Source organism: Mitsuokella sp. oral taxon 131 str. W9106, from assembly GCF_000469545.1.
Taxonomy (GTDB): domain Bacteria; phylum Bacillota; class Negativicutes; order Selenomonadales; family Selenomonadaceae; genus AWVT01.
Window position 1 is genome coordinate 24,875 of the sequence record NZ_KI273060.1, and the last position, 24,880, is coordinate 49,754.

Genomic DNA, 24,880 nt, shown 5'->3' on the forward strand with positions numbered 1-24,880 from the left:
CGTTTTTTCTGCCCGCCCTGCTGAAATCATGTATGGACAGAAGGGAACCATCGAGCGTCATACTTTTGAGCCGGTCGAGTACATGAGAATCTTCTCCGGGTTATCCTCGATGCTCCAAACGCCGCAAGGGCAGACGCCCGCGCAGATGCCGCAGCCGATGCAGCGGTCGGGATCGCTCGTATACGCCCACGAGCCATCCTCGTATTCCTCGCGCGTGATTGCCTTTTCGGGGCATGACTCAAGGCACATCTTGCAGTCGCGGCACGTGCCGCAGCTCACGCAGCGCGCATGGTCGCTCACGGGGTCGCCGATGGCGCAGTGGTGCCACTTGTCGAAGTACGCTTTCGAAAGGCGCTCCGCAGGGATCTGCGGGCGTTCGGGAAAGGGCTGCACCTCCTCGCCCATGACGTATTGATGGACGAACCAAGCCGCCTTTCTGCCGCTGCCGATCGCGTCGGTCAGGCGGCCGGGCTTTATCGTATCGCCTGCCGTGAAGACGCCTTTCGCGATGGACTGGTCTGCCTTCGGCACAACCCAGCTCTTGCGGAAGAACGCGATGCCCTCGTCCTCGGGCAAGAAGTCCATCTCAGGTTCTTCGCCGATGGAGACGATGACCTGGTCAGCAGGGATAAACGTTCCGTCCTTTGCATAGACGCCCTCGGACGTGATTTTCGCGGTGAAAAACGGCCAGACGATCTTTCCGCCGAGGCTTTCGAAGTGTGCGATCTCGTGTGCGAATGCCGCAGGCCTTTGCACGTCTACAGCAACGACGCTTTCGGCGCCCATCCCGTACGCGCCACGGCAGGTGTCCATGCCGCTGTTGCCCGCGCCGATGACGACGACGTGCCTGCCCGTGTGCGGCTTCTCGCCGCGATTGACGGCTTTGAGATAGGAAAGCCCCATCGTGAGGTGTCCTGTGCCTTCCCACGGGAAGAAGCGCGATTTCGTGCCGCCCGTCGCGACGACGACGGCATCGTTTTCCCTTCGGATCGCGGCGAACTTCTCGCCGTCGACCTTGCAGGAGGAAACGAATTGCACGCCGACGCTTTCGATGCGCCTGAGCTCCGATTCTAGGAGCTCGTGGCTCAGGCGGCCGCGCGGAATGACTTGTTCGAGCTTGCCGCCGATGTGCTCCGCATCATCGTAAACGGTGACGCCATGCCCTTTGCGCGCAAGCTGCCATGCCGCCGAAAGACCGGCTACGCCACCGCCGATGACCGCGATTTTCTTGCCCGTATGTTCCTTCGGCGGCGCAACCTTCGCAAATGCCGCGCTGTAGCCCAAGGGACCGATCTGGATCGGCTCGTCAATCGTGCCGCGCGTGCAGGCGTCCATGCAGGGGTTCGGGCAGACCGAGCCGCAGACCGAGCCGGGGAACGGCGTGTAGTCGAGTTCGAGCTGGATGGCCTCTTCCTCGCGCCCCATGCGGATGAGATCGTAGCGAAGCTGCGTCGGGATGCCCGTCGGGCAGTTCGCCTCGCACGGTGCGGCGAATTTCGCATTGTCCCAATGCGGAACGCGCAGGCGGTAAAGCCCCGTCGAAACCGTCGTGTGCACGGCGAAGTCGTCGTGTGCGACGTCGGCGAAAATGCCGCCCTTGACCCATTCGCTTACGCGGAAGGCGTGCATGTCCGAACCGTTTTTCGCCTTTGCCTTTTTCTCTTCGGGCGAAAGCGGGCGCAGCTTCTTCCACTCGCTCCACTTCGTGAGCCCTTCCATGAGTTCCTCGCGCTCGATATGTGCGAGGAAGTCCTCCATGCCAGCCGCGAGGAAGTCGATATCCGCCTGCGTGAGTTCCTCCGCAAGGATGTCCGCCGGGTGCGTGCCAATGGGACCGCGCACGTAGACGCAGCCGCCGACCATGCCGACACAGGAGCGCGCGCCGAGGACAGACTCGTACGCCGCGCTGTCATAGCCGCAGACGACGGCGCGCCCGCCGCCCATGAACTCAAAGGAGAAGGAGCCGACATTCTTGAGGATCCAAAGCTCCGGCGCCTCGTAAAGCGGGTCGTGCTTCATCAGCGAGCCCGTGCGCGTGCCGCCGCGCCCGCCGATAAATATCTTGCCGCCCGAGGAACAGTGCCCCGCCGTGTCGCCTGCATCGCCCTTTACGGTGATGATGCCGCCTGCATTCAGCCAGCCGACGTCTGCCGACGCCGACTCCTCGACGACGATCTCCGTGCCGGGAAGCGCCATCGAGCCGACGCGCTGACCGGCATTTTTGACATGAAAACGGAGCGGCTTGCCCTCCGGGTGCCAGAGCGGGCCGCCGATGTCGTGCTGGCCGGACGCCTCGATGTCGAAATCCGTTTCCCCGCTGCGCACCGCCTCCTCAATCGCGAGAAGCAGGTCTTGGGTGGACATGCGTTCATGTCCTTTCATCGTGTTGATCTTGAGCATTGGCAAGTCCCCCCTTAGCAGACGTACTGGATGCCGAGCTTGTCGGCGATGGCGCGATCGGTCGAGACGAGCGCGTCGCTTCGGCCGATCGGAAGCGACGAGTTGCCGATCGGCGCCATGAGCTTCTTGAGCTCGGCGTCAAATGCGAGCACGTAGTCGACGATCTTCTGTGCGCCGCGGTCGACATCGAGGCGCTTGACGAGACGCGGGTCCTGCGTGCAGATGCCCGTCGGGCACTTTCCCGTGTTGCACGAGTTGCAGCGTCCCTGCTCGTTGCCGATGCAGCCTAAAAGCTGGATGAGCACCTTGCCGACGAAGACGCCGTTCGCGCCGAGACACATCATCTTGAAGGCGTCTGCCGCCGCGTTGCCCGTCATGCCGATGCCGCCGCCGCCGTAGAGCGGGATCTGCCCCTGAAGCCCCTGCTTCACCGCCGCGAGGTAGCAGTCGCGGATCTTCGAGACGACGGGATGCCCCGTGTGGTCAAGCGAGACTTCGTTCGCTGCGCCCGTGCCGCCCTGGATGCCGTCGATGAAGAAGCCGCCGCAGATCTTGTACGGATCGCGCAGCAGGTTGTTGTAGACGGAAACGGACGTAGAGGACGCCGCGCACTTGATCGCGACCGGCACGCGGAAGCCGAATGCCGCATTCATCGAGAGGTGCATCTTCTGCACGCTTTCCTCGATGGAGTAAAGGCCCTGATGATTCGGCGGCGAGGCGAGCGTCGCCTTCGGCACGCCGCGGATCGCCTGCACGTGCTCGGCGACCTTGGCCTCCATCAAAAGCCCGCCGTCGCCAGGCTTCGCGCCCTGCCCGATCTTGATGAGGACGCCAGCAGGGTCCGTGACCATCTTCGGCAGCGCCTTCACGATGCGGTTCCAGCCGAAATGCCCCGATGCGATCTGGATGATGAAGTACTTCAGATAGTCCGACTCAAGGAGCCTTACCGGCATGCCGCCCTCGCCCGAGCTCATGCGCACGGGCAGGCCGCACTTCTCATTGAGATAGCCGACCGCGAGCGCGACGGCTTCCCACGCGCGCGTTGAGAGCGCGCCGATCGACATATCGGAGAAGATGAGCGGATAGATCCAGTGGACCGGCGGCGTGTGCTTCGTCTGCTTGAGCCTGCCGCCTTCGATGGAAAACGGCAGCTCCTTCGCCGCGAGTACACGGCCGAACGGCGCGCGGATATCGAACGTATGGCGCGCCGCGTCGAGCGACGGGTCGGTCATCTGCGAGATGCGCCCGACGACGATGGCGTCGAGCGTGCGCTGCGCGTTGAGGTTTGTGCGGCCGCCGCGCTTGATGGGGCCATGATCCTTCGAGAGCAGCGTCTTTCTCGTATCGGCGTTTCGCACGGGACGGATCGCGTCATTCGGGCAGACTTTCTCGCAGAATCCACAGCCACGGCAGAAATCCGTGAGACTGCGGGTTTGGCGAATGACGGGACGCGCGGCGTGCGTATGCTTCGGCACGGGCTGCGCCTCCTCGGACACCGTCAGCGACTGACGGCGCATCTCGACGTGGATTGCCTTGAAGGAGCACGTGGCGACACAGCTCCCGCACATCGTGCAGCGTTCTGGCTTGTAATCGATGATCCACGGCAAGTCGTTGATGGCAACGTCCTGCGACCTTACTGCTTCCATCTCTGTACCTCCAAGTCATTGCCGATGACGACGATCTCGCGCTCATTCGGGTAAATATCCCGCGTCTCGTCGCGCTCCGGCAGGATCGCATTGAGGCCGCAGACTTCCGACGAAATCGCGACCATGTCGTCTGTCTGGCCGACGACGACAGGGCGCAGTTTCTTCGAGTCGCAGCACGTAATCATGCTGCGGTCGGGGAGCACGCCGATGATCGTGTTCGGCCCGTTGATTTCGAGGTTTGCAAGGCTTTGGCGGATCGCCGTCAGGACGTCCTTGTCCTCGCGCTCCTCGATCTCTTCGAACGGCAGCGGCGTGATGACGTGCTTGTAGTACGTGAGCGGCCACTTGAGCTCGTGATGGATGTAGTGGAGCGTGTTCAGGAAGCACTGCGAATCGGACTCAAAGCCGATGTAGCCGCGGTGCAGCGTGCGCTGGAACTCCTTGTTCTTCGTGTAGAATGTGTTTTCGCCGTTCGCGCAGAGCGTGTATCCCTGCAGGAAGAACGGGTGCGCCGCATAGCGCACGATGTCGTAGTTCGTATTCTGGCGGCACTGCGCGACGATGCTCTTCGCCACGAGGCAGCCATTGTCATCCCAGAGATGGAAGTATGTCGCGATGTCGCGCGGGTCGCCGATCTCCTTGAGCGTCAGCACGTCCGGCCAGAAGGAGTAGACATAGCCTGCCTCTTCCTTCTCCAAGAGCGCGCGAAGCGCGAGGCGGGTATCGAGCAGGAGATTCTCCTTCTCCGCCTTTGTCATGTGTGCTGCATCCTCAGGATAGTCGTAGTTGCGGAAGATGTAGTACGGCATCGCCTTGATGTCGAGCCCTTCCTGCTTGTCCGGAACGGGAAGCCACTCCGCGAGCTGGACGAAGTTGTGCGCATCCATGTAGCGCTCGACGATCTGCGCGCCCTGCTGCGTGCAGGCCAGCGAGAGAAGCGGCTTGTCCTTGTAGTTGGAAAAGATCCCATAGAGATCCTGCATGACCATCGCGAAGCCCGAATTGTCATGCCCTTCCTGCTGCGGCAGCATCAGATGAAGCGCCTTCGACGGCTGGATGGGAACCTTGCTCTTGATTGACCCGATACGGCACATAGTGCTCTCCCCTTTGTACAATACACAGATGTTTCCTCATGTATATAAATCAGTGTAATTCCTATTATAAAAAAGCATAGATAGTCTGTCAACGCATGATAGCGATGTATACATGAATACGATAAAAACATCCCTCTATCAGAGTCTCGTATTTGGCAGGAGAACAAAAAACCGCAGCTCATGTACAAACATAAAGCTGCGGTTTCCCCTATGCGATTTTACAAGTAGCCGACGGGATTGACCGGCGTGCCATTGACGCGCACCTCATAGTGCACGTGCGGGCCTGTCGAAAAGCCCGTGCTGCCCATGTAGGCGATGATCTGCCCGCGGCGGACGTGCTCGCCTGCTGTCACGACGACCTGCATCGCATGCCCATAGCGCGTCATGATGCCATTGCCGTGGTCGATATCGACCATGTTGCCGTAGCCGCCCGCGTTCCAGCCTGCGGCTGTCACGGTTCCGTCCGCCGTCGCGCAGATCGGCGTTCCCATGTCATTCGCGATATCGATGCCGGGATGGAAGTCCGTGCCATTCCAGCGAAGGCCGTACGGCGAGCTGACCGTCCCCCTTGCCGGCCAAATGCTCGGCGTCGTGGCCGGTGCGCCGAGCGCAAGGGGCTCGACGGTGCTGAGCTCCTCGCGCTGCGCTTCCAGCTCCTGCTTCAGCGCGAGGAGCGATTCGCGCCGTCTCGCAATGCCCTTTTCGAGATTTGCGAGCGTCGCATCGACATTTTGGAAGTCCGGTGAGACGTGCGGGCCGCCCTGCCCGCCATGCGTGCCGTCTGCCTCCTGTCCATCCGCAGCGCCAGCCGGACCGTCTTCCTGCACAGAGCTGCCCGATATGCGGCGCAGTTCCGTTTCCATCTGCGTGAGCTGGTCGAGCTGATCCTGCAGTGCGTTCGCCTTTTTGGACAGTTGAAGGAGCTGTTCCTGCTGGATTCCACCCACGCGCTGAAGCTCCTCGATCTCATTCGCGCGATTCGCATTCGTGAGCGCTCCGTATACGGCATAGCCCGTCGCGCCGACGAAGAGAAGCGCACCTGCCGCAAGCGTCGCCACACCGTATTTGACCCTGCGTGCCGACAGGCAGATGCTCTTTGTCGCCCCGCCGTCGCCTGGAATCAATTTGATGGTATAACCGGCCATCTCCTTCAAGCTCAACAATCTCCTTCCACTCAAAAGACCTTGTGCCATCATTATAGCACAAGGTCTTTGTTCCTATCGTTAAATTTTTATGGAATCTGCATGGAATTGGCCTGAATGCGCTCCCATCATCACACGAGCCGATCAGTCGGCCGATGCGGATGCGATCGCCTTGTGGAGCGCCTCTTCCTCTTCCTTCGTCAGCGTGTAGCTCGAATGGCCGTTTTCGATCGGCTTGACGTAGCTGCGCGAATCCTCACGGCCGAACAGACTCGACAGGATGACGCCGTTATCGTGCGCATCGAGCAGCGCGACGGCATAGCTGAGGTCGCTGCCCATGTTCTCAAATGCGCAGAACCGGACGACGCCGACGCGCGTGATGGCCTGCTGCAGGAGTGTGTCGATGCGCTTGTTCTCATGATCGATCCGCGCATTCTCCTCTTCGACGGCTTTGACCTTCTCGATATGGCCGACGAGCATCGTTTCGAGATTGTCGCCCGTCGCCCCCGTCATGATCTTTTTGTGCTGCTTTTTCATATAGCTCAGGCTCATCCAAAGGTGAATGATAATGGCATACATGACGATAACGAGGACGCCTAGCCCGCCGATGAGATAGAGTACATTATTTAGTACAAACTTGCTGACTGTCTGAACTTCCATGATCTATAACTGCTCCTTCTGTCCTGTTGGGAGGAATGTTTCACGTGAAACAGTTCCTCCCCCACTTCCCTGTCATACCGTAAAGTTCTGTGCGAGCGACACCTTGCGCAGGGCTTCGATCTTTTCCTGATTCGTTTGATTCCTGCGCGCAAGCATCATGCCCATGATGCGCTCAAGATCCTCCGGCCCGTAGAATTCGATCTCAATGCGGCTCTTCTTCTTGCCCGATTGGATGCGTACCTGCGTGCCAAAGGCTTCCGTAAGGCGCTCCACGGCATCGCGGACGAAGACATCCATCTTTTCTTCCGGCGCAGCCGCCTTCTCCTCGCGCTCCAAATGCTTCGGATTCTGTGCGAGTTTCTTGACGAGCGCCTCGGCCTGCCGCGCGGAAAGTTCCTCGGACTGGATATACTCCGCCGCATCGCGCTGCAATTTCGGATCCTCGATCGTGATAAGCGGGCGCGCCTGCCCCATCGTGAGGCTGCCGTTGGCAACGTACGCCTGCACCTGTGCCGTGAGCTTCAACAAGCGGAGGAAGTTCGCGATATGCGAGCGGCTGCGTCCGATCTTTTTCGCCATTTCCTCCTGCGTCATGCCGAAGTCCTTCATGAGATGGTCGTAGGCACGCGCTTCCTCCATCGCGTTCAGGTTTTCACGCTGTACGTTCTCGATGAGCGCGACTTCACTGACCTGCGTATCGCTGTACTCACGCACGATCGCGGGGACGGTGGCAAGCCCTGCAAGGCGTGCCGCGCGCAGGCGGCGCTCGCCTGCGATAACCTCGTAGCCGCCCTCTGGCAGGCGCCGCACGAGCAGCGGCTGCAAGACGCCGTACTGCTTGACCGAGGTGCATAGCTCCTCCAGCGCCGCTTCGTCAAAATCCGTGCGTGGCTGATAGCGGTTCGCCCGGATTTCCGCTTCTTTGATTTCCTGCACGCCATTTCGCCCAGCACCCGCCTTCACAGGCGTAAGGCCGAACGCACCGAGTCCCTTGCCGAGCCCTCCATGCCTATTTGCCATGTGCCATCACCTCTTTCGCCAGGCGCTGGTATACCTCTGCGCCCTTGCTTCCCTTGTCGTAGTACAGGATCGGCTGCCCGTACGACGGTGCTTCCGACAGGCGCACCGTGCGCGGGATGCGCACCTTGTAGACGAGCTCGCCAAATGCCTCCTTGACCTCTGCAACGACCTGCTCCGCAAGGCGCGTGCGCGTGTCGTACATCGTCATGAGCACGCCCTCGACAGCGAGGCCGGCATTGAGGTTCGAGCGCACGAGGTCGATCGTATTCATGAGCTGCGAGACGCCTTCGAGCGCGTAAAACTCGCACTGTATCGGCATGAGCACCGTATCGGCTGCCGCAAGCGAGTTGAGCGTCAGCAGTCCGAGCGAAGGCGGGCAGTCGATGAGGATGTAGTCGTACTCGTCCTTCACCTCGGCAAGCGCCTTTTTCATGCGCGCCTCGCGCGACATCGCTGAGACGAGTTCGATCTCTGCGCCCGCGAGTTCAATATTGGCGGGCAGGATGTCGGCCTTGAACGCCGTCTTCCTGATCGCCTCGCGAATCTTCGCCGTGCCGAGCAGGACTTGGTATACCGTCATCGTGAGCGCGGATTTGTCAATGCCGAATCCGCTCGACGCATTGCCCTGCGGATCGCAGTCGACGAGCAGCACCCTTTGGCGTTTCGCTGCGAGGCATGCCGCCAAATTGACTGCCGTCGTCGTCTTGCCGACGCCGCCCTTCTGATTGGCCACCGCAATAATCCTAGCCAATTCTGTCACCCTTTCATCCGCCCTGTCCATTTTATCATTGTATGCCTGTGCCGTGGCGGGTATAATGAAATTGTTCACTCTCTTATCATAATATGAAACGCGGATTTTTTCCATTGTTTCACGTGAAACATTTTATTTTTTCTTTCTATTCCGAGGAAGTGATTCGATGCCCGTTTATCATGCACCGCTCCTAGCCATCGATCCGAAAGAGACGCGCCGCTATGCGGGGCTTATGCGCGCAAAGGATTTCGACGAGGGCCTCATCTTGGAGGCATGCCAGGACGCGCGCCTGCTCGCCGCGCCGCGCGGGATATGGCAGCTCTACGACTACGACGCAAAAACGCAGGAAGTCAAGGCCGACCCGCCGTTCCTCATCGAGGGCAAGAAGATCGGCAAGCATCTCGAAGCGTGCGACAAAGTCATCCTGCTCTCTGCGACGGTCGGCGACGACATCGAGGAGGAGGTCACGAAGCGGTTCCAAAGCGGCGAATACGCGACAAGCGTCCTCTTGGACGCCGCCGCGACGACAGCCGTCGAGCAGATCGCCGACGGCATGGAAAAGGCGATAAAGCCACAGATGGCAGCGCAGGGCTACAGCATGCGCTGGCGCTTCTCCCCCGGCTACGGCGACTGGCCACTCGACCAGCAGCCCGAACTCATCCGCACGACGCATGCAGAGGAGATCGGCGTCTCGCTCTCCGAGTCGAAGATGCTCGTGCCAAGAAAGAGCATCACCGCCATCATCGGCCTATATAAGGAGGGCGCGGCGGACGTCCCGGCGCACGAGAAAAAAGACTGCGCCGCCTGTGCCCAAAAGGACTGCCCCTCTAGAAAAGCATAGCCGCTTCATATCGAATCTGCCGCATCTTCCGCCTCAGACGGCAGACGCCGCTTCAGGCATGCAATGTAGCGGCGCGCATAATTGCTTGCCCGCACCCGTCCATGCTGCACCACGCCGACCTCCATATAGTCCGTGACACGCAGCGGGCGCGCGATGATATCCGCGCCATTCAGCTCCGCATTGATGACGCCACTCGAAATCGTGTAGCCACCCAGCCCGATAAGAAGATTGAACAGCGTCGCACGGTCGGTCACGATGAGTTCCTTGTCTGCGGGAAGCGTGCTCTGGAGCTCCTCGGCGAAATAGAATGCATTGTGGTCGCCCTGCTCGTAGGAGAGACGCGGAAAGTCACGCAAGTCGGCGAGCGTCACCTCTTCCTTGGCGGCGAGCGGATTGCGCTTGCTGATGAAAACGTGCGGCCTCGCCCGAAAGAGCGGCGTGAAGCGAAGCCCATGTGCGGCTATGGCACGCATGATGACCGTCGCATTATAGGGGCTTCGATATAGCACGCCGACCTCGCTGCGAAGCGTTCCCACATCCTCCAGAATGCGATACGTCTCCGTCTCGCGCATATGGAACTCATAGCGCGTTTCGCCCACCTCGCGCAGGAGGTCTACGAACGCCTCGATGGCAAAGGAATAGTGCTGCGCCGAAACCGAAAAGCGCGGCTTGCCATCCTGCCGCTTGCCGTAGCGTTGGTGCATCAGCCGTTCCTGCCAAAGCATCTGCCGCGCGTAGGCGAGAAATTCCTCGCCGTCTGCCGTGACGCGGATCCCCTTGTTCGTACGTGTGAAAATCCGAATGCCGAGCTCCTCCTCCAATGCATGGATGGCACTCGTGAGGGATGGCTGCGTGATAAAAAGGCGCGCCGCTGCCTCCGTGATGGAATGCGCTTCTGCCGTCTCGACGACGTAGCGCAGTTGGTTCAAAGTCAAAGGATCCCCTCCCGCTACCACTATATCATAGATTCAGACTATGGCATAGCCAAAGTTAAACGTATTTTTATCGTACGCGCATTTATGGTACAATCGTAGATAACATGTCCGAGACGCACAGACACGAACACACGGATCTACCTAGGAGGCATCCCATGGAAAAAAGAACGACACCCCCCTTCCGATACGATATCGTCGGCAGCTTCCTGCGCCCACCCAAACTGCAGAAGGCACGCGCCGATTTTGCGGCCGGCAAGGTGGATGCCACCGCCCTAAAGACCTGCGAGGACGAAGCGATCCGTGACCTCGTCGCCAAGGAGAAAGCCGTCGGCCTCCTGGCCGTCACCGACGGCGAATTCCGCCGCCGCTACTGGCACCTCGACTTCCTCGCCGCCCTCGAAGGTGTCACGGAAGTCAAGGCCAAGCACTGGTCGGTCCACTTCAAAGGGCATCAGCCGAAGGCCGCAACCATTCAGATTACGGGTCGTCTCGGCTTTGGCGACCATCCATTTCTCGAACATTTCCGCTTCATGAAGTCGATCGCCGGCGACACGCTCGTGAAATTCACGATCCCATCGCCGAGCATGCTTCACCTCATCCCATGCGTCCGTGCCGAAGGCTATGAGCCGATCGCGATGTATGCGGACGAGCGCACCCTCTTCGACGCGATTGCGCGCACGTATCGGGAAGCCGTCCGCGCGTTTTACGACGCGGGCTGCCGCTACCTCCAGTTCGACGACACGTCGTGGGGCGAGTTCTGCGATGTGGCGAAGCGCAAAGCGTATGCGGCACGCGGCATCGACCTCGACCACGTCGCGCGCGAATACGTGCGCATGCTGAACAAGGTTCTTGCGGCAAAGCCTGCAGACATGACGGTCACGATGCACATCTGCCGCGGCAACTTCCGCTCGACTTGGTTCTCCTCGGGCGGCTACGACCCGATTGCCGAAGTCCTCTTCGGCGGCTGCGCAGTCGACGGCTTTTTCCTCGAATACGATTCCGACCGTGCCGGCGGGTTCGAGCCGCTGCGCTACATCCAAGATCAGATGGTCGTCCTCGGCCTCATCACCTCAAAATCGCCAGAGCTCGAATCCAAGGACGCGATTCGCCGCCGCATTGAGGAAGCGAGCCGGTACGTTCCCCTCAAAAAGCTTGCACTGAGCCCGCAATGCGGCTTCTCTTCGACCGAAGAGGGCAACCTCCTGACCGAGGACGAGCAATGGGCAAAGCTTCGTCTCATCAAGGAAATTGCCGACGAAGTTTGGGCATGACACCAAAAACGAATGTTTCACGTGAAACAAAGGCAGCCTCTCCTGCGGATCGGCTGCTTTTGTCTTCCTCTTAATACGCCATGCAAGAAAGGACTTTCTCCATGTTTCACATTTTTGACGGCGCGTGCGGCACGATGCTGCAGGCAAACGGTCTGACGCCGGGCGGCTGCCCCGAACTCATGAATGTCGAGCGCCCCGAAGTCATGCGGATGATCCACGAGAAGTATATCGCGGCAGGCGCAAGCATCATCGAGACGAACACCTTCGGCGCGAGCCGCCTAAAACTCGACCACTACGGGCTTGAGGACCGCGTCACAGAGATCAACACCGCTGCCGTGGAAATCGCCAAAGCGGCGATCGCCGCATCGGGCAGGACCGTCAAAATCGCAGGCTCGATGGGGCCGACAGGGCGCTTCGTCACGCCGCTCGGCGATCTGGACTTCGAGAACGCCTACGAAACGTTTCACGAGCAGGCGAAAGCGCTTGCAGATGCAGGCGTCGACTACCTCATCATCGAAACGTGCATCGATATCCAGGAAATGCGCGCCGCACTGCTCGCTGCAAAGGCGGCCGCCCCCGGCGTCCCCGTCATCTGCCAGCTCACCTACAGCGACGACGGGCGCACTGTCACGGGCACCGATCCGCAGAGCGCCGCGATCATCCTGTCGGCGATGGGCGCCTCCATCATCGGCGTCAACTGTTCGCTCGGACCGGAGCAGCTCGTGCCGATTGTCAAGACACTTGCGGAAAATACCGACCTCCCCATCAGCGTGCAGCCGAATGCAGGCATGCCGACGCTCGTGGACGGCGTGACCCGCTTCCCCATGGGGGCAGAAGAATTCGGCTCGTGGGCGCCGAAGCTCGTAGCGGCGGGCGCGACGTACCTCGGCGGCTGCTGCGGCACGACTCCCGACCACATCCGCGCGCTTGCCGCCGCGCTCCATGGCGTAAAAGAACCCGTCCGCGCACCGCGCGAAAAGCGCCTCTGGCTCGCGAGCCGCAGCCGCTCCGTCTGCATCGACAAAGACCTCCCGACCGTGCTCATCGGCGAGCGCATCAACCCGACGGGGCGCAAGACGCTCGCCGCTGAGATCAAGGAAGGATCGCTTCTCTCCGTCAAGAAAGAAGCCGTCAATCAGGTCAAGGCAGGGGCGAGCCTATTGGATGTCAACATGGGCGTCGCGGGCATCGCCCAAGCACCGGCGATGAAGCAGGCGGTCACGGAGATCGCCCAGCTCACCGACGCGCCGCTCTCTATCGATACGAGCGATCCCGCCGCGCTTGAGGCAGGGCTTCGCGCCTACCCCGGCCGTGCGCTCATCAACTCCGTCACGGGCGAGGACGACCGCATAAGGGACTTCCTGCCGCTCGCCAAGAAGTACGGTGCGGCGATCCTCTGCCTGCCCGTCACCGAAGAGGACGGCGTGCCGAAGACGGCAAAAGGCCGTCTCGCTGCCATGCACTACATCATCGGCAAGGCGAAGGAAGCGGGGCTCACAGACGGCGACTTCCTGCTCGACGCGCTCGTCATGACCGTGTCTGCCGACAAGAACGCCTGCCGCGAGGTGCTGAATACCCTTCAGGGATACCGCGCGGACTTCGGCTATCCATCTACCATGGGACTCTCGAACATCTCGTTCGGCCTGCCGAACCGCCCGCTCATCAACAGCACATTCTTCTCCATGTGCCTCGCGGCGGGACTCGATGCGCCCATCATGAATCCCTACGACGACAAGATGCAGCGTGCGCTCAAGGCAAGCGCCGCGCTCCTCGGGCACGATCCGAACGGCATCGCCTTCAGCCAGGACGAAGCGAACCTCGCCGTGCCGAAAAAGGCGGCCGTCATGAAGACGACCGACCTCCCCATTTTGGACGCCATCAAGCAGGCCGTCATCGAAGGGGAAAAGGATGCTATCGTTCCATTCGTCGAGCAGGCGCTCAAGGAAGGCAAGACGGGAAACGAAATCACAGAATACGGCCTCACCGCCGCCATGACAGAGATCGGCGAGGACTTCGGCTCGGGACGCATGTTCCTGCCGCAGGTGCTGCTCTCCGCCGAAACGATGCGCGCCGCCTTCGATAAGCTCAAGGAACGCATCCCCGCGAGCGCGACAGCCGACAAAGGCACGGTCGTCATCGCGACCGTCAAGGGCGACGTCCACGACCTCGGCAAGAACATCACGGGCGCACTCCTCGCGAACTCCGGCTTCAAGCTCATCGACCTCGGCAAGGATGTCGACTCCGATACCGTCGTCGCCGCCGCCATCGAGCACAAGGCGGACATCGTCGGGCTCGCCGCCCTCATGACGACGACCATGCCGCAGATCGACCGAACCATCGAAAAGCTGAAGGCAGCAAACTGCGCCGCCAAGGTCATGGTCGGCGGCGCCGCCGTCACACGGGACTACGCTGCAAGCTGCGGCGCCGACTGCTATGCCGCCGACGGCGTCAAGGCCGTCAAACTCGCGAAAGAAATCGTCGGCGCAAGATAAAACCGCATGCACACCTGCAAGAACGGGCTTTTAGCCTAAACGTTGCGAAAGAATGATCGCTTCCAAGCAAACCCGTGACATTTGGCAGCCCCAGAAGAGGCACGCCTTTGCCAAAGGCGTGCCTCTTTTGGGTCTGCGCTGGATGCCTGCATGCTTGCATTTACAGCCTTTTGCCTATATGTTTCCCGTGAAACACGTAAGCCCGCTCACCATCTTTCGTCGGATTGCCGCAGATCACCGGGCAAAAACCGAAAAGAAAGGAACGGGCTTGCCTATTTCGCGCTAAGCTTCTGTATCAGAACAAGACCTTGGAAAGGTGCAGATAGTCGGGGTCGAGCTTCTTCTTATTGTTGACCGAGTCATGGAGGTCGATGGACACGACATGCCCCTTGCTGAAGCCGAAGACGATATTCGACAGCCCCGAAATGAGGGCGAGCGCCGCCTGCTCGCCGAGCTGGCTCGCGCGTACGCGATCGATGACCGTAGGCGATCCCCCACGCTGGATATGGCCGAGCACGGAAATGCGCGTCTCAAGCTGCGTGCGCTCCGCGATGAAGTCGCCGACTTCCTTCGCGCTGCCCGCTCCCTCTGCGACGACGACGAGGATGTAGCGCTTGCCCTTCTCATACGCCTTCTTCATATCCTCGCAAATCGCTTCGAGATCGTACGGCGCCTCCGGCACGAGAATGTACTCCGCGCCGCCCGAAATGCCGGAAATGAGCGCCAGCCAGCCGCTGTTCCTGCCCATGACCTCAAGGACGATGACACGGCGATGTGCCGATGCCGTATCGCGCAGCTTGTTGATCGCATCGATGATCGTATTCGCCGCCGTGTCACAGCCGATCGTGTAGTCCGAGCCCCAGACGTCGTTGTCGATCGTGCCGGGAAGCCCGACGATGGGAATGCCCGTCTCCTTCGAGAGGAGCGACGCACCGCGCAGGGAGCCGTCACCGCCGATGACACAGAGTCCCTCGATATCGCGGTCAATGAGGTGCTTGTAGCCGAGCTGACGCCCCTCGGGTGTCTTCCAACGCGCACAGCGAGCCGTACCGAGGAACGTACCGCCACGCTGAATAATATCGCCGACATCCTTCGACTCCATCTTGACCATATTCTCTTCCAGCAGGCCGTGATAGCCGTCGTGGATGCCCCAGACCGTCACGCCCTCATATAAAGCAGTACGCACGACGGCACGCGCTGCCGCGTTCATTCCGGGGCTGTCGCCGCCGCTCGTCATGACTGCAATGCTTTTCAACATGGATATATCCCCCTTGCCTTGACTCGGATCTTTACCTGCAGCTTCCTGTTGTTCCACAAAGGAATCGTCTCCCTAATCATACCATAAAACAGGGAAAGAAAACAGGTTTTTATTTGACAAGATGGAACGGAAATGATAGATTGAGACCGTAAGCTGTGCGACTGACGGAAGTGGAGCACCACGGGGAGCACAGGGAAGAGAGCCGACCGTCTGGGCATCGTCTGGATTTTGTCGGCTTTTTGTCGTCGTTTTCTGCGCAAGAAAAGGAGCACATCATGAAGGAACTCGAACTCAAGTACGGCTGCAATCCCAACCAAAAACCCGCACGCGTATTGATGGAGCATGGCGGCCTCCCCTTTACGGTGCGGAACGGCAAGCCCGGCTACATCAACCTCTTAGATGCGCTCAACGGCTGGCAGCTCGTGCGCGAGCTCAAGGCAGCAACAGGGCTTCCTGCGGCAGCATCGTTCAAGCACGTCAGTCCGGCAGGCGCAGCCGTCGCCGTGCCGCTCGATGAGACGCTCAAGAAAGTCTACTTCGTCGAGAGTATCGAGCTGTCGCCCGTCGCGACGGCATACACGCGCGCGCGCGGCGCTGACCGCATGAGCTCCTACGGCGACTTCGTCTCGCTCTCCGATGCGTGCGACGCCCAAACGGCATCGTTCCTCGCACGCGAGGTCTCCGACGGCATCATCGCGCCCTCCTACTCCGCCGAAGCGCTCGACATTCTCAAGAAGAAGCGCAAGGGAACGTACCTCGTGCTCCAGATGGACGAGGCATACGCGCCGGGCACGCTGGAGCGCAGGCAGGTCTTCGGCGTCACATTCGAGCAGCAGCGCAACACGATCGCCATCACGAGAGATTGTCTCGCTGACCGCCCGACGAAGAACAAGGATATTCCCGAAGCCGCAAAGCGCGACCTCCTCATCGCACTCATCACGCTGAAGTACACGCAAAGCAACTCCGTATGTTACGCGAAGGACGGGCAGGCGATCGGCATCGGCGCAGGGCAGCAGAGCCGCGTCCACTGCACGCGCCTTGCGGGGCAGAAGGCGGACAACTGGCATTTGCGCCACGCGCCGCAGGTGCTCGCGCTCCCATTCAGAGATGACGTGCGCCGTCCCGACCGCGACAACGCCATCGACGTCTACATCGGCGAAGAGTGGGAAGACCTGCTCGAAACGGACGACTGGAAGCGCGTCTTCACCGAAAAGCCACCTGTCTTTACGCGCGCGGAAAAGAAGGCTTGGATCGCAAAAGCGCACGGCGTCGCGCTCGGATCGGATGCCTTCTTCCCTTTCGGCGACAACATCGAGCGTGCCCATAAGAGCGGCGTCAGCTTCATCGCGCAGTCTGGCGGCTCGATCCGCGATGATAACGTCATCGCGGCCTGCGACAAGTACGGAATCGCCATGGCAATGACGCATATCCGCCTCTTCCATCATTGACATGCATTTTGTTCCACGTGAAACAAGAAGCCCGCTGCAAATAGCAGCGGGCTTTTCCGATTCACTCGCAAGAACCCAGCTTGCGCGATAATCTAGGCAAGCTCCCGTACGCGCCCACCGCTCGCTTTTCTGAGACGGTTCATGATGGCGAGCCCGAGCCCGCCCTCCGCGACGCCCTCGGCGAGCAGCACGTCCGCATCGGTCGCATCAAAGGCGATAAGCCCCTCGTAGATATGCGAGGCTATCGCGGAGAGATCGCCCTGCGCCCCGTAATCCCGCACGCGGCTCTCAGGCAAGAGCCCAGCGACACCGCTGCACGTCTCATGGCTGGCGAGCACCCCCGGCTTCCTGCCCTCTTTCAGCAGGCGGCGCACTTCGCGTCGAAACGCTGCCGCCATTTTGGCCGGTGCGCCGCAGTAGAGCGTCATGTCCGCCTTTGGCGCGTAGTGGCGGTACTTCATGCCCGGCGCACGCGGCACGGTCTTTGCCCCAACGAGCGCAGGGTCTAGATTGCAGCCGCCGAGGACTTCCGTCAGCATTTCGCGCGTGATCGCGCCGGGACGCAGGATCGTCGCGACGGCGCCCGTGCAGTCGACGATTGTCGATTCGATGCCAACGCGGCACGTGCCGCCGTCGAGGATGAGCGGGATGCGCCCCTCCATGTCGCGCAGGACGGAGGATGCCGTCGTGGGGCTCGGCCTGCCCGAGCGATTCGCCGACGGCGCGGCAATCGGCACGCCTGCCGCGCGGATGAGCGCACGTGCGACAGGATGCTCGGGGGCACGGATGCCGACGGTGTCAAGACCACCCGTGATGCGATCCGGCACGAGGGGCTTCCGCGGAAGGATGAGCGTCAAAGGGCCCGGCATGAACGCCGCCATGAGTTTCTCCGCCATCGGCGGAATCCCCGCCGCAGCCTCTTCCACCATCGCGCGCCCCGCGACGTGCAAAATGAGCGGGTTGTCGGATGGCCGCCCCTTCGCCTCGTAGATGCGCGCACACGCCACTCTATCGAATCCGTTTGCGCCGAGCCCGTAGACCGTCTCCGTCGGAAAGGCGACGAGCCGGCCTGCGCGGATCAGTGCTCCCGCGCGGCGAACCGCCGCGCAGTTCTCCGAATCCGATGCCAGTACACGCAGGACCTCTGTTTCCAATTCGACTTTCCTCCTCTTGTGCCGCGCGGGCATTCCGATCAAAATAAAACCGCCACCACTGGGGTAGGCGGTTGTCCCGCGCAGCCAGACAAGCCGCTGGTTCCCATCATTTCGGGTACGGATAGACCTCGAGCCGATCATGCACCCACTCCGCCATGAACAGCTCGCTCACGTCATAGCCGTAGTCGCGGACGGTTTCCCGCAGCCACTCCTCGCTCCGATCCATGATTTCGAGGATGCCCGTATCGATGCGGCCGTCGACGATGAGCGGGTAGCGCACAGTCTGCGTGCCGTAGGGAATGACGGTGAGCTGGCCGTTCTGCTCCAAGATGGCGCGGCGCACCTGCCGAATCTCGCTGACGTTGTTCATGCGAAGCTTGAGGTGCAGGTCGTTCGCGCCGATCCCGTGGCGCAGGCATTCCTCGATGAGAATGTCTCCCTTTTCAATCAGGACGACGGGCGAGCCGTCGATATTGCGCTTGATGAAGGCGTAATGCGTCGTGCCGAAGCGCACGATGAGCACGAGAATCGTCCAAATCAAGAGGACGAGCGTGAACTTGATGAGGCCGATGGCATCATTGTAGACGACGCCGCCGATGATCGCGCCGAGCACGTAGTTCTGCACCTGGTCAAAGGCAGAGCTCGGTGCGAGATTGCCCTTGCCCATGATATTGATCTGCACGATGAGCGTCAGGATGCCGACGGCAAACTTCACAGCGATCAGGGCGTACCCCGTAAGAACCAGCATCAGCGTGCCTCTTTCTTGTCCACGACCTTCACGTCATCCGGCAGGAACTTGACGGGCAGGAGCTGGTACGCAGCAAAGTCCTTGTCAAACTGCACCTCGTACATCGTGTCCCTGTACTTCATGAGCATCCCCGGCCGAAGCCGTCTGGCGTTCACGAGCACGGAATCGGGGTCGAACCCTTCCTTTTCGCTGACCTTCTGCACGAAGCCGACCATGTGCGAGGAGGCATCGAGCGAATCGATGGCCTGCGTGTAGTCGTCGAGCTTGCTGCCGATCAGAAAGAGCACGCAGAGGAACAGGATGATGCCAAGCTCGCGATACTTCGTGTCAAACCGATGCCGGCTGAACTGCCATGCGAGGACGAGCATGGCAAACAGGAGGACGGCCGTCGCCCCCCACTGCAGCAGCGAATTTCCATGCGCCTGCTCCTCTAGGGCAGCGAGCGTGTAAAACTCCATAAGAACCTCCCTTGTGGGTCACCCTTTTCAACGAAAAGAAAACCGTCCTCCTAACGGCAGACGGTTTTTCCCTTACAGAAAAATCCCTTGCGTGCATTATACTACGACGTACGAACGGTTGGCAAGCCATGCCCTCATGCCCCGAAAAACTCGTTTTCTGCCGCAATGCACAACATGTGGTAGACGGGCAGATGGTACTCCTGGATGCGGTACGTCTCATCCGAGGGGACGCGGATCGCGATATCGGCAAGATTCCGCTCGGCAATCCTGCCGCCCGTCCTGCCCGTGAGCGCGATGACCTTCATGCTGCGGACGTGCGCCATCTGAATCGCGTAGAGGACATTCTTCGAGTTGCCCGACGTCGAGATCGCGAGCAGCACGTCCCCTGGCTCTCCCATGCCGAGGATCTGCTGGGCGAATGACAGGTCCGGCGCCTGGTCGTTCGCAAACGCCGTATTCAGCGCGACCTGGTTCACGAGCGAGAGCGCGGGAAGCGTTCCCTGCAAATTTTCGAGGAAGTAGTCCGCTTCCTCCGGGCAAACCGCACGGATCTTTTCCGCAATCCTTCCGTCGAGCCTGCGCGGGAGAAGGAATCCCTTCATGAGCTCGCCGACGATGTGCTCCGAGTCGGATGCACTGCCGCCGTTTCCGCAGACGATGAGCTTATGCCCGGCGCGGTAGCTTTCACATAACGCGATGACCGCTTCGCGCAAATCTTTCTCGCAGGCAGCGAGCGGCGCATAGTGCGCGATGAGCGCAGGAACAGCGGCGAGTGTGGATTCCTTTACCATGGGCACGCTTCTTTCTATGGGATTCATTGTCAAGGGATTCGTTTCCATGGCGCGCCTAGACGACGTGGATGCCGCACGTGCATTTGGCACGCGATGCAATCAGCGATTGCGGTAGCGGTCTGCCGTCTGGCGCGCATTGTAGCCCGCGTCCGCCGGCGGCTGGATATCCTGGACCTTCTGGCGCGGCGTCACGTCAATCGTCTCGCGCGGTGCAGGCGCAGAGAAGTTCTGACGATACGGCGAAGGCTCCTCCTCCCGACGGCCGCGGAACTTATTCCAAAGCCAGCGGATGACGAAGATCGCGGCGACGAGCAGGACGACATTCATGAGCAAGCCCATGATATCCCCCATCATGCCGCCCATCATGCCCCCCATGCCAAAGAGGTGCGAGAGCATCGAGCCGAGGAACATGCCGCCCGCGAAAAGACCGATGCCGCGCATGATGCTGCCGAGACGGCTGGAACTCTGGTTCGCCTGCGCGCCTGCCGCATTCGATCGGGTTGCCGCATTCGGCGCAGGCGCATTCTTGTCGAGACTCTTGGCGTCCTTCGACGGCGCGTACCCTGAGCCGTTGCCCGATACGGACTTGCCCGCATTCCCCGTGCTCGCTTTCGGTGCGACAGGCGCCACCCTCGGCGCAGCCTTTGGTGCAAATTTCGCGCCGCCCTTTGCGGCATACGCCGTCGAAGTGAGATCCACGGACGCAGGCAGGACGGGCGAAGCCGTGAGCACCATGGCGCCTGCCAGTGCCGCGGCAAGTATTTTCTTTCGATTCATGGGATAAGATTCTCCTTTTCTGTTGGATCTGTTTATGTTGGATTTGCTGCTCATTCTTCCCTGTATGATTTGATATCATCGGGGAATGCGTAGATCTCCCCGACCGTGTCGAGCTCGCCCGAAAGGTAGCGGTCGATGTCGTCGACGTCGATATAGAGCTTGCAGTCGACATCGAGATAGCCCTGCTCGCGCGCGTTCGAGAGATCGCGGATCGCGATGAGCTTCTCGCGCAGCTTCAGAAGCTCGGAGCGCGTCGCGTGCACATCGAGCTTGATTTGCGGCACGCCGTACTCCTTGAGCACTTCATCCATCGTCATGCGCTGTGACATAATATGTTCCTTTCTACATTTTGACCTTTTGATGTTTATAGTATACGGATCGAGCATGAAGATTGTCTGAAAGGCACCGGATTTGCCGTATATTTCATCGTGCTTGTGGCTTCTCCCGCGCCTTCATGCGGTCGAGCACGCGCTGAAGCTGTTTCTTCTGCCGCAGGTGCGACTCGTATTCCATGTCGCCCGAATCCACCTGCATTCGCTTTTCAAGCAGGTCAATGCTCGTCTGAACACGGCGCATCGCATCCCTACGCCGCATATCGTCCTGCATGCAGGCACCTCCATTCATACGATTTAGATTCATTATAGCGGAAACGATGGACAAGCACAAGGAATGCCGCCTGCATGGGCACGTCTATCCGACCATTCCGATGCAAGCTGCCGCGACGGAACGAACAAAAAAGAACCAAGGCATTTCCCACTGCCTTGATTCTTTCTTTGCCGTCCTTATGCCTGCACCGATTCGATGTAGTGCACGATGAGGCCAGCCGCCTGTTCGAGCGAACAGGTTCCTGTATTGATGGAAAGATTGTAGTATTTGGGGTCGCCCCACTTGCGGTTCGTGTAGTGGCTGTAGTAGCCGCCGCGCTTCAAATCCTCCGCATTGAGATCGCTCAGCGTACGACCCTCGTACGTTTCTTTTCCGCGTTTCGCACGAAACGCATCGTCAGCGCAGATATAGAAGGAATACGTATCGGGACGGTCGCGCAGCACGTAGTCGGCACAGCGTCCGAGAAGGATGCACGGCGCGTCCTCTGCGAGGCGGCGAATGACCTCGCTCTCCGTCTCAAACATCTTATCGTTGAGCGAATGCGGGCTTTCCTTCACGCCGAACAGGTAGAACGGCGTAAAGGAAAGCGGCAGCGGCGGGACTTCCTCCTCAAACTTCTTCAGTTTCTCAAAACCCATGTCGCCGACACCAAGCTTTTCTGCCGCCTGGCTCACAATCTGGCGGTCGTAGAGACGCCAGCCGAGCTTCTTTGCAAGGATCTGGCTGAGCTCGCGCCCGCCCGAACCGTATTCGCGGCTTATGGCAATGACGGTGCTTTCTTTCATGGAAAGGCCTCCTCTTATTTCAAGTACTGCTCAAACTTCATAAAGTGGTCGAGCTGTTTCTGAAGCTCTGCCTTCGACTCTTCCACGCTTAAGACCCACGGCGCCTGGAAGTTCATCTTCTCGACTTCTGCCTTGTATTCGGCGTTTTCCTTGACGATCTTCGTGATGGCTTTGTTGAGCTTTTCGACGATGGCAGGATCCGTCCCCTTCGGCGCAAGCACGACATAATATGTGTCAACGGAAAGTTCCGGGTACGTCTCATCGACGGCAGGCGTATTCGGAAGCATTTCCGAGCGTGCTGAGAGGAGTGTTCCGAGTGACTTCAACTGTCCGCTCTCAATGTATTCCTTCGCGCCGCTATATGGGATGGAGGTCGCATCGACATGACCGCCGAGCAGCGCCGTCAGCCGATTTGAAGCATCGCCCGTATCGACGACGTTGAACTTCGCTCCGATGGACTTATCCATGATGACCGAAGCAATGTAGACTCCGCCGCCCATCGAAACACCGTACTTGATGATATTCGGATTCTGCTTCGACGCCTCGACGAGATCCGCGATGGAATTGTACGGCGAATCGGCGCGTACGACGACGTTCTCGCCTGCCGACTTGCCGTATACGGCAATCGGCTCGAACGACTCATAACTGAAATCGGAAAGCCCCGTCGCCTTGTTGCCGATGAGCGCCGCCGAATTCGTTGCGATAATCGTATAGCCGTCCTTGTCGCCGTCTTTGTATTGCTCAAGTGCGATCGACCCATTTGCGCCCGTCACATTGTTCGGCACAACGCTCTGCCCGAGTTCCTTTTCGAGCAAGCGGGCGAGAAGCCTTGCATTGTAATCCGTATCGCCGCCTGCTCCGTGCGTGACGATGAGATTGATCGGCTTGTTGGGATAATTGCCCACATCCCCGCCCGCGCGCTCGCTGCCGCCTCCGCAGCCCGCTGCTGCCAGGAGGCACGCGCCGATCACAATGGTCCCGAACATTCTTTTTGCCTTTGCTGTCCATTTCATATCAATCGCCTCTTTCTTTCCATTCCTATGATTCCTTTTCCTATGCATTCCCTTTTGATTCCTGCTCCGCCGCCGCGAGCTTTTTCGCCTCGCGGCGGTTCATGACGAAAGAGAATATGAGCGCCGCCACGGCGATCGCCGTAAGCACGGCTGCAATGGGGTGATCGAGCAGCCCTTCGCCCGTCCCCGTGAGCTGCATGACACGGCGGAAGTTCATCTCAAAGATAGGTCCCAGGATGACGCCCATGATCACGGGGACGGACGGGATGTGCGTCTTGACCATGGCATAGCCCAGGACGCCGAATGCCATGATGCTGTAGACATCGAAGATACGGTTGCTGTTTCCGAACGCGCCAATCGCGCAGAGCACCATGATAATCGGCAGGAGGAAGTATTTTGGCACGGTCAGCACGCGAATGAAGACGCGTATGCCGAAAAGCTCGATGAAGAGCATGGCAATCGCCGAAAGGAAGAGCGCCGTGAAGAGCCCGTAGATGACGGCTCCGCTCTTCTCAAAGATGAGCGGTCCGGGCGCGATGTTGTGCACCATGAGACCGCCGAGCAGGATTGCCGTGACCGCATCGCCGGGGATACCGAGCGTCAAGAGCGGGATCATCGCGCCGCCGATCCCCGCATTGTTCGCCGTCTCGGATGCGACGACGCCGTCGATGATGCCCGTTCCGTACTTCTCCGGTGTCTTGGACTGGTTCTTCGCCGCCGTGTATGAGAGCATGCCCGAAATCGCACCGCCGATCCCCGGCAGGATGCCGATGATACAGCCGATGACAGACGAGCGCAGCGCGTTGAACTTCTGTCCGAAGAACTCGTGCAGCGTGAAGCCAAAACCTTTGATATGGACGTTCGTCTCGATGCGCATATCCCGTTTCTCGCGCACTTCTTCCGCCGCTTTCGCGATCTCCGTGATGGCAAACAGCCCAATGAGGATTGTGAGAAGCGCAAAGCCGCTCGTGAGCTCACTCATGCCGAACGTGAATCGCTTCATCGAATCGACAGGGGAAAGTCCGACTGTCGCAATCATGAGTCCGAGGAATGCCCCCATGAGCCCTTTGACGAGGTCGCGCCCCGCAAGGCTGATGACGAGCGCGAGAGCACAGGCCGCAACGGCGCAATACTCAAACGCGCCGAACTGGATCGCGACGCTCGCAAGCGCCGGCGAGATTGTCACGAGCATGAGAAGCCCGAAAATTGTGCCGACAAAAGAAAAGACAACGCCGACGCCGAGCGCCTTTCCGGCCTCGCCCTTTGCCGCGAGCGGCGCTCCGTCAAATGTCGTTGCGATCGAGGACGGCGTGCCGGGGATATTCAGCAGGATCGCGGCGACGAGACCGCCGGATATGCCGCCGACATAGAGTGCGATCAAGGTCGAGAGCCCCTGCACGGGCGTCATCGTATAGGTGACGGGCAGGAACATGATGAGCGCGAGTGTCGCCGTGAGTCCCGGCACAGCGCCGAAGATGATGCCGATGAAGACGCCGAGCACGATAAAGCCGAGTGTCAGCGGATCGGTCACGACGGACAACGCGCCTTGAAGCATAATCGAAGGATCCATTTTCTCACCTCATTTCCTAC

At 60.0% G+C, this 24,880-nt stretch carries 23 protein-coding genes and 1 riboswitch; of the genes, 4 read left to right on the forward strand and 19 right to left on the reverse strand.

Features of this window, described 5'->3' with window-relative positions:
• Positions 1-57 precede the first annotated feature (57 nt).
• From HMPREF1985_RS06550 to HMPREF1985_RS06580, 7 genes are all read right to left on the reverse strand, one after another.
• Positions 58-2,400, reverse strand: coding sequence for an FAD-dependent oxidoreductase (locus HMPREF1985_RS06550; RefSeq protein ID WP_021771748.1), 2,343 nt, complete (start codon positions 2,398-2,400; stop codon positions 58-60).
• Positions 2,401-2,414: 14 nt separating this feature from the next.
• The gene (locus HMPREF1985_RS06555; RefSeq protein WP_021771749.1) at positions 2,415-4,046 is read right to left on the reverse strand and encodes a glutamate synthase-related protein; all 1,632 of its coding nucleotides are present in this window, start codon (positions 4,044-4,046) and stop codon (positions 2,415-2,417) included.
• The gene (locus HMPREF1985_RS06560; protein ID WP_021771750.1) at positions 4,034-5,140 is read right to left on the reverse strand and encodes a hypothetical protein; all 1,107 of its coding nucleotides are present in this window, start codon (positions 5,138-5,140) and stop codon (positions 4,034-4,036) included. Before HMPREF1985_RS06560 ends, HMPREF1985_RS06555 begins: the two co-directional genes overlap by 13 nt.
• Before the next feature lie 218 nt (positions 5,141-5,358).
• On the reverse strand, positions 5,359-6,285 hold the full coding sequence (locus HMPREF1985_RS06565) for a M23 family metallopeptidase (protein ID WP_051349075.1): 927 nt from the start codon (positions 6,283-6,285) through the stop codon (positions 5,359-5,361).
• Positions 6,286-6,426: 141 nt separating this feature from the next.
• Positions 6,427-6,942 carry a DUF4446 family protein gene (locus HMPREF1985_RS06570; protein WP_021771752.1) on the reverse strand — a complete coding sequence of 172 codons (516 nt, stop codon included), beginning with the start codon at positions 6,940-6,942 and terminating at the stop codon, positions 6,427-6,429.
• 72 nt (positions 6,943-7,014) lie between these two features.
• Positions 7,015-7,962: a ParB/RepB/Spo0J family partition protein gene (locus HMPREF1985_RS06575; RefSeq protein ID WP_021771753.1), complete on the reverse strand. Its 948-nt coding sequence runs from the start codon at positions 7,960-7,962 to the stop codon at positions 7,015-7,017.
• Entirely contained in the window at positions 7,952-8,713 is a 762-nt protein-coding gene (locus HMPREF1985_RS06580; protein ID WP_155943532.1) for a ParA family protein, read from the reverse strand. Before HMPREF1985_RS06580 ends, HMPREF1985_RS06575 begins: the two co-directional genes overlap by 11 nt.
• A gap of 166 nt (positions 8,714-8,879) precedes the next feature.
• Here HMPREF1985_RS06580 and HMPREF1985_RS06585 point away from each other — a divergent pair, with 166 nt between their 5' ends.
• On the forward strand, positions 8,880-9,554 hold the full coding sequence (locus tag HMPREF1985_RS06585; protein ID WP_021771755.1) for a Vitamin B12 dependent methionine synthase activation domain protein: 675 nt from the start codon (positions 8,880-8,882) through the stop codon (positions 9,552-9,554).
• Positions 9,555-9,559: 5 nt separating this feature from the next.
• Here the strand turns inward: HMPREF1985_RS06585 and HMPREF1985_RS06590 are convergent, their stop codons facing one another.
• On the reverse strand, positions 9,560-10,489 hold the full coding sequence (locus tag HMPREF1985_RS06590; protein WP_040637327.1) for a LysR family transcriptional regulator: 930 nt from the start codon (positions 10,487-10,489) through the stop codon (positions 9,560-9,562).
• A 155-nt stretch (positions 10,490-10,644) separates the two neighbouring features.
• Between HMPREF1985_RS06590 and HMPREF1985_RS06595 the strand changes: the two genes are divergently transcribed.
• Entirely contained in the window at positions 10,645-11,760 is a 1,116-nt protein-coding gene (locus HMPREF1985_RS06595; protein WP_021771757.1) for a 5-methyltetrahydropteroyltriglutamate--homocysteine S-methyltransferase, read from the forward strand.
• Positions 11,761-11,861: 101 nt separating this feature from the next.
• The gene (locus HMPREF1985_RS06600) at positions 11,862-14,252 is read left to right on the forward strand and encodes a homocysteine S-methyltransferase family protein (RefSeq protein ID WP_040637329.1); all 2,391 of its coding nucleotides are present in this window, start codon (positions 11,862-11,864) and stop codon (positions 14,250-14,252) included.
• A gap of 295 nt (positions 14,253-14,547) precedes the next feature.
• Here HMPREF1985_RS06600 and pfkA read toward each other — a convergent pair whose 3' ends face one another.
• Positions 14,548-15,510, reverse strand: coding sequence for a 6-phosphofructokinase (gene pfkA / locus HMPREF1985_RS06605; protein WP_040637330.1), 963 nt, complete (start codon positions 15,508-15,510; stop codon positions 14,548-14,550).
• A 147-nt stretch (positions 15,511-15,657) separates the two neighbouring features.
• A riboswitch (ZMP/ZTP riboswitch) is annotated at positions 15,658-15,733 on the forward strand.
• A gap of 49 nt (positions 15,734-15,782) precedes the next feature.
• On the opposite strand from pfkA, the gene HMPREF1985_RS06610 reads away from it, so the two are divergent.
• Positions 15,783-16,958, forward strand: a complete 1,176-nt coding sequence (locus HMPREF1985_RS06610) for a phosphoribosylaminoimidazolecarboxamide formyltransferase (protein WP_196805358.1) — start codon at positions 15,783-15,785, stop codon at positions 16,956-16,958.
• A gap of 92 nt (positions 16,959-17,050) precedes the next feature.
• On the opposite strand, the gene HMPREF1985_RS06615 is transcribed toward HMPREF1985_RS06610, so the two are convergent.
• From HMPREF1985_RS06615 to HMPREF1985_RS06660, 10 genes are all read right to left on the reverse strand, one after another.
• Positions 17,051-18,112: an L-threonylcarbamoyladenylate synthase gene (locus tag HMPREF1985_RS06615; protein ID WP_040637332.1), complete on the reverse strand. Its 1,062-nt coding sequence runs from the start codon at positions 18,110-18,112 to the stop codon at positions 17,051-17,053.
• Positions 18,113-18,218: 106 nt separating this feature from the next.
• Positions 18,219-18,860: a DUF421 domain-containing protein gene (locus HMPREF1985_RS06620; RefSeq protein ID WP_021771763.1), complete on the reverse strand. Its 642-nt coding sequence runs from the start codon at positions 18,858-18,860 to the stop codon at positions 18,219-18,221.
• The gene (locus HMPREF1985_RS06625) at positions 18,860-19,318 is read right to left on the reverse strand and encodes a DUF3290 domain-containing protein (RefSeq protein WP_021771764.1); all 459 of its coding nucleotides are present in this window, start codon (positions 19,316-19,318) and stop codon (positions 18,860-18,862) included. Before HMPREF1985_RS06625 ends, HMPREF1985_RS06620 begins: the two co-directional genes overlap by 1 nt.
• A 134-nt stretch (positions 19,319-19,452) precedes the next feature.
• Positions 19,453-20,109 carry a D-sedoheptulose-7-phosphate isomerase gene (locus tag HMPREF1985_RS06630; RefSeq protein ID WP_040637334.1) on the reverse strand — a complete coding sequence of 219 codons (657 nt, stop codon included), beginning with the start codon at positions 20,107-20,109 and terminating at the stop codon, positions 19,453-19,455.
• Positions 20,110-20,208: 99 nt separating this feature from the next.
• Entirely contained in the window at positions 20,209-20,886 is a 678-nt protein-coding gene (locus HMPREF1985_RS06635; RefSeq protein WP_021771766.1) for a hypothetical protein, read from the reverse strand.
• Positions 20,887-20,936: 50 nt separating this feature from the next.
• Positions 20,937-21,215 carry a hypothetical protein gene (locus HMPREF1985_RS06640; protein ID WP_040637335.1) on the reverse strand — a complete coding sequence of 93 codons (279 nt, stop codon included), beginning with the start codon at positions 21,213-21,215 and terminating at the stop codon, positions 20,937-20,939.
• A 94-nt stretch (positions 21,216-21,309) separates the two neighbouring features.
• Complete coding sequence (locus HMPREF1985_RS06645) at positions 21,310-21,492, reverse strand: hypothetical protein (RefSeq protein WP_021771768.1); 183 nt, start codon at positions 21,490-21,492, stop codon at positions 21,310-21,312.
• Between the two features lie 176 nt (positions 21,493-21,668).
• Positions 21,669-22,277: a cytidylate kinase-like family protein gene (locus HMPREF1985_RS06650; protein ID WP_021771769.1), complete on the reverse strand. Its 609-nt coding sequence runs from the start codon at positions 22,275-22,277 to the stop codon at positions 21,669-21,671.
• Between the two features lie 14 nt (positions 22,278-22,291).
• Positions 22,292-23,290, reverse strand: a complete 999-nt coding sequence (locus HMPREF1985_RS06655; protein ID WP_051349076.1) for a tripartite tricarboxylate transporter substrate binding protein — start codon at positions 23,288-23,290, stop codon at positions 22,292-22,294.
• Positions 23,291-23,330: 40 nt separating this feature from the next.
• Positions 23,331-24,860 carry a tripartite tricarboxylate transporter permease gene (locus HMPREF1985_RS06660; protein WP_021771771.1) on the reverse strand — a complete coding sequence of 510 codons (1,530 nt, stop codon included), beginning with the start codon at positions 24,858-24,860 and terminating at the stop codon, positions 23,331-23,333.
• Positions 24,861-24,880 lie beyond the last annotated feature (20 nt).

Coding starts and splice junctions, on each gene's coding strand:
- HMPREF1985_RS06550 (WP_021771748.1), bottom strand. CDS start 2,400: ATGCTCAAGATCAACACGATGAAAGGACATGAACGCATGTCCACCCAA.
- HMPREF1985_RS06555 (WP_021771749.1), bottom strand. CDS start 4,046: ATGGAAGCAGTAAGGTCGCAGGACGTTGCCATCAACGACTTGCCGTGG.
- HMPREF1985_RS06560 (WP_021771750.1), bottom strand. CDS start 5,140: ATGTGCCGTATCGGGTCAATCAAGAGCAAGGTTCCCATCCAGCCGTCG.
- HMPREF1985_RS06565 (WP_051349075.1), bottom strand. CDS start 6,285: ATGGCCGGTTATACCATCAAATTGATTCCAGGCGACGGCGGGGCGACA.
- HMPREF1985_RS06570 (WP_021771752.1), bottom strand. CDS start 6,942: ATGGAAGTTCAGACAGTCAGCAAGTTTGTACTAAATAATGTACTCTAT.
- HMPREF1985_RS06575 (WP_021771753.1), bottom strand. CDS start 7,962: ATGGCAAATAGGCATGGAGGGCTCGGCAAGGGACTCGGTGCGTTCGGC.
- HMPREF1985_RS06585 (WP_021771755.1), top strand. CDS start 8,880: ATGCCCGTTTATCATGCACCGCTCCTAGCCATCGATCCGAAAGAGACG.
- HMPREF1985_RS06595 (WP_021771757.1), top strand. CDS start 10,645: ATGGAAAAAAGAACGACACCCCCCTTCCGATACGATATCGTCGGCAGC.
- HMPREF1985_RS06600 (WP_040637329.1), top strand. CDS start 11,862: ATGTTTCACATTTTTGACGGCGCGTGCGGCACGATGCTGCAGGCAAAC.
- pfkA (WP_040637330.1), bottom strand. CDS start 15,510: ATGTTGAAAAGCATTGCAGTCATGACGAGCGGCGGCGACAGCCCCGGA.
- HMPREF1985_RS06620 (WP_021771763.1), bottom strand. CDS start 18,860: ATGCTGGTTCTTACGGGGTACGCCCTGATCGCTGTGAAGTTTGCCGTC.
- HMPREF1985_RS06625 (WP_021771764.1), bottom strand. CDS start 19,318: ATGGAGTTTTACACGCTCGCTGCCCTAGAGGAGCAGGCGCATGGAAAT.
- HMPREF1985_RS06630 (WP_040637334.1), bottom strand. CDS start 20,109: ATGGTAAAGGAATCCACACTCGCCGCTGTTCCTGCGCTCATCGCGCAC.
- HMPREF1985_RS06635 (WP_021771766.1), bottom strand. CDS start 20,886: ATGAATCGAAAGAAAATACTTGCCGCGGCACTGGCAGGCGCCATGGTG.
- HMPREF1985_RS06640 (WP_040637335.1), bottom strand. CDS start 21,215: ATGTCACAGCGCATGACGATGGATGAAGTGCTCAAGGAGTACGGCGTG.
- HMPREF1985_RS06645 (WP_021771768.1), bottom strand. CDS start 21,492: ATGCAGGACGATATGCGGCGTAGGGATGCGATGCGCCGTGTTCAGACG.
- HMPREF1985_RS06650 (WP_021771769.1), bottom strand. CDS start 22,277: ATGAAAGAAAGCACCGTCATTGCCATAAGCCGCGAATACGGTTCGGGC.
- HMPREF1985_RS06655 (WP_051349076.1), bottom strand. CDS start 23,290: ATGAAATGGACAGCAAAGGCAAAAAGAATGTTCGGGACCATTGTGATC.
- HMPREF1985_RS06660 (WP_021771771.1), bottom strand. CDS start 24,860: ATGGATCCTTCGATTATGCTTCAAGGCGCGTTGTCCGTCGTGACCGAT.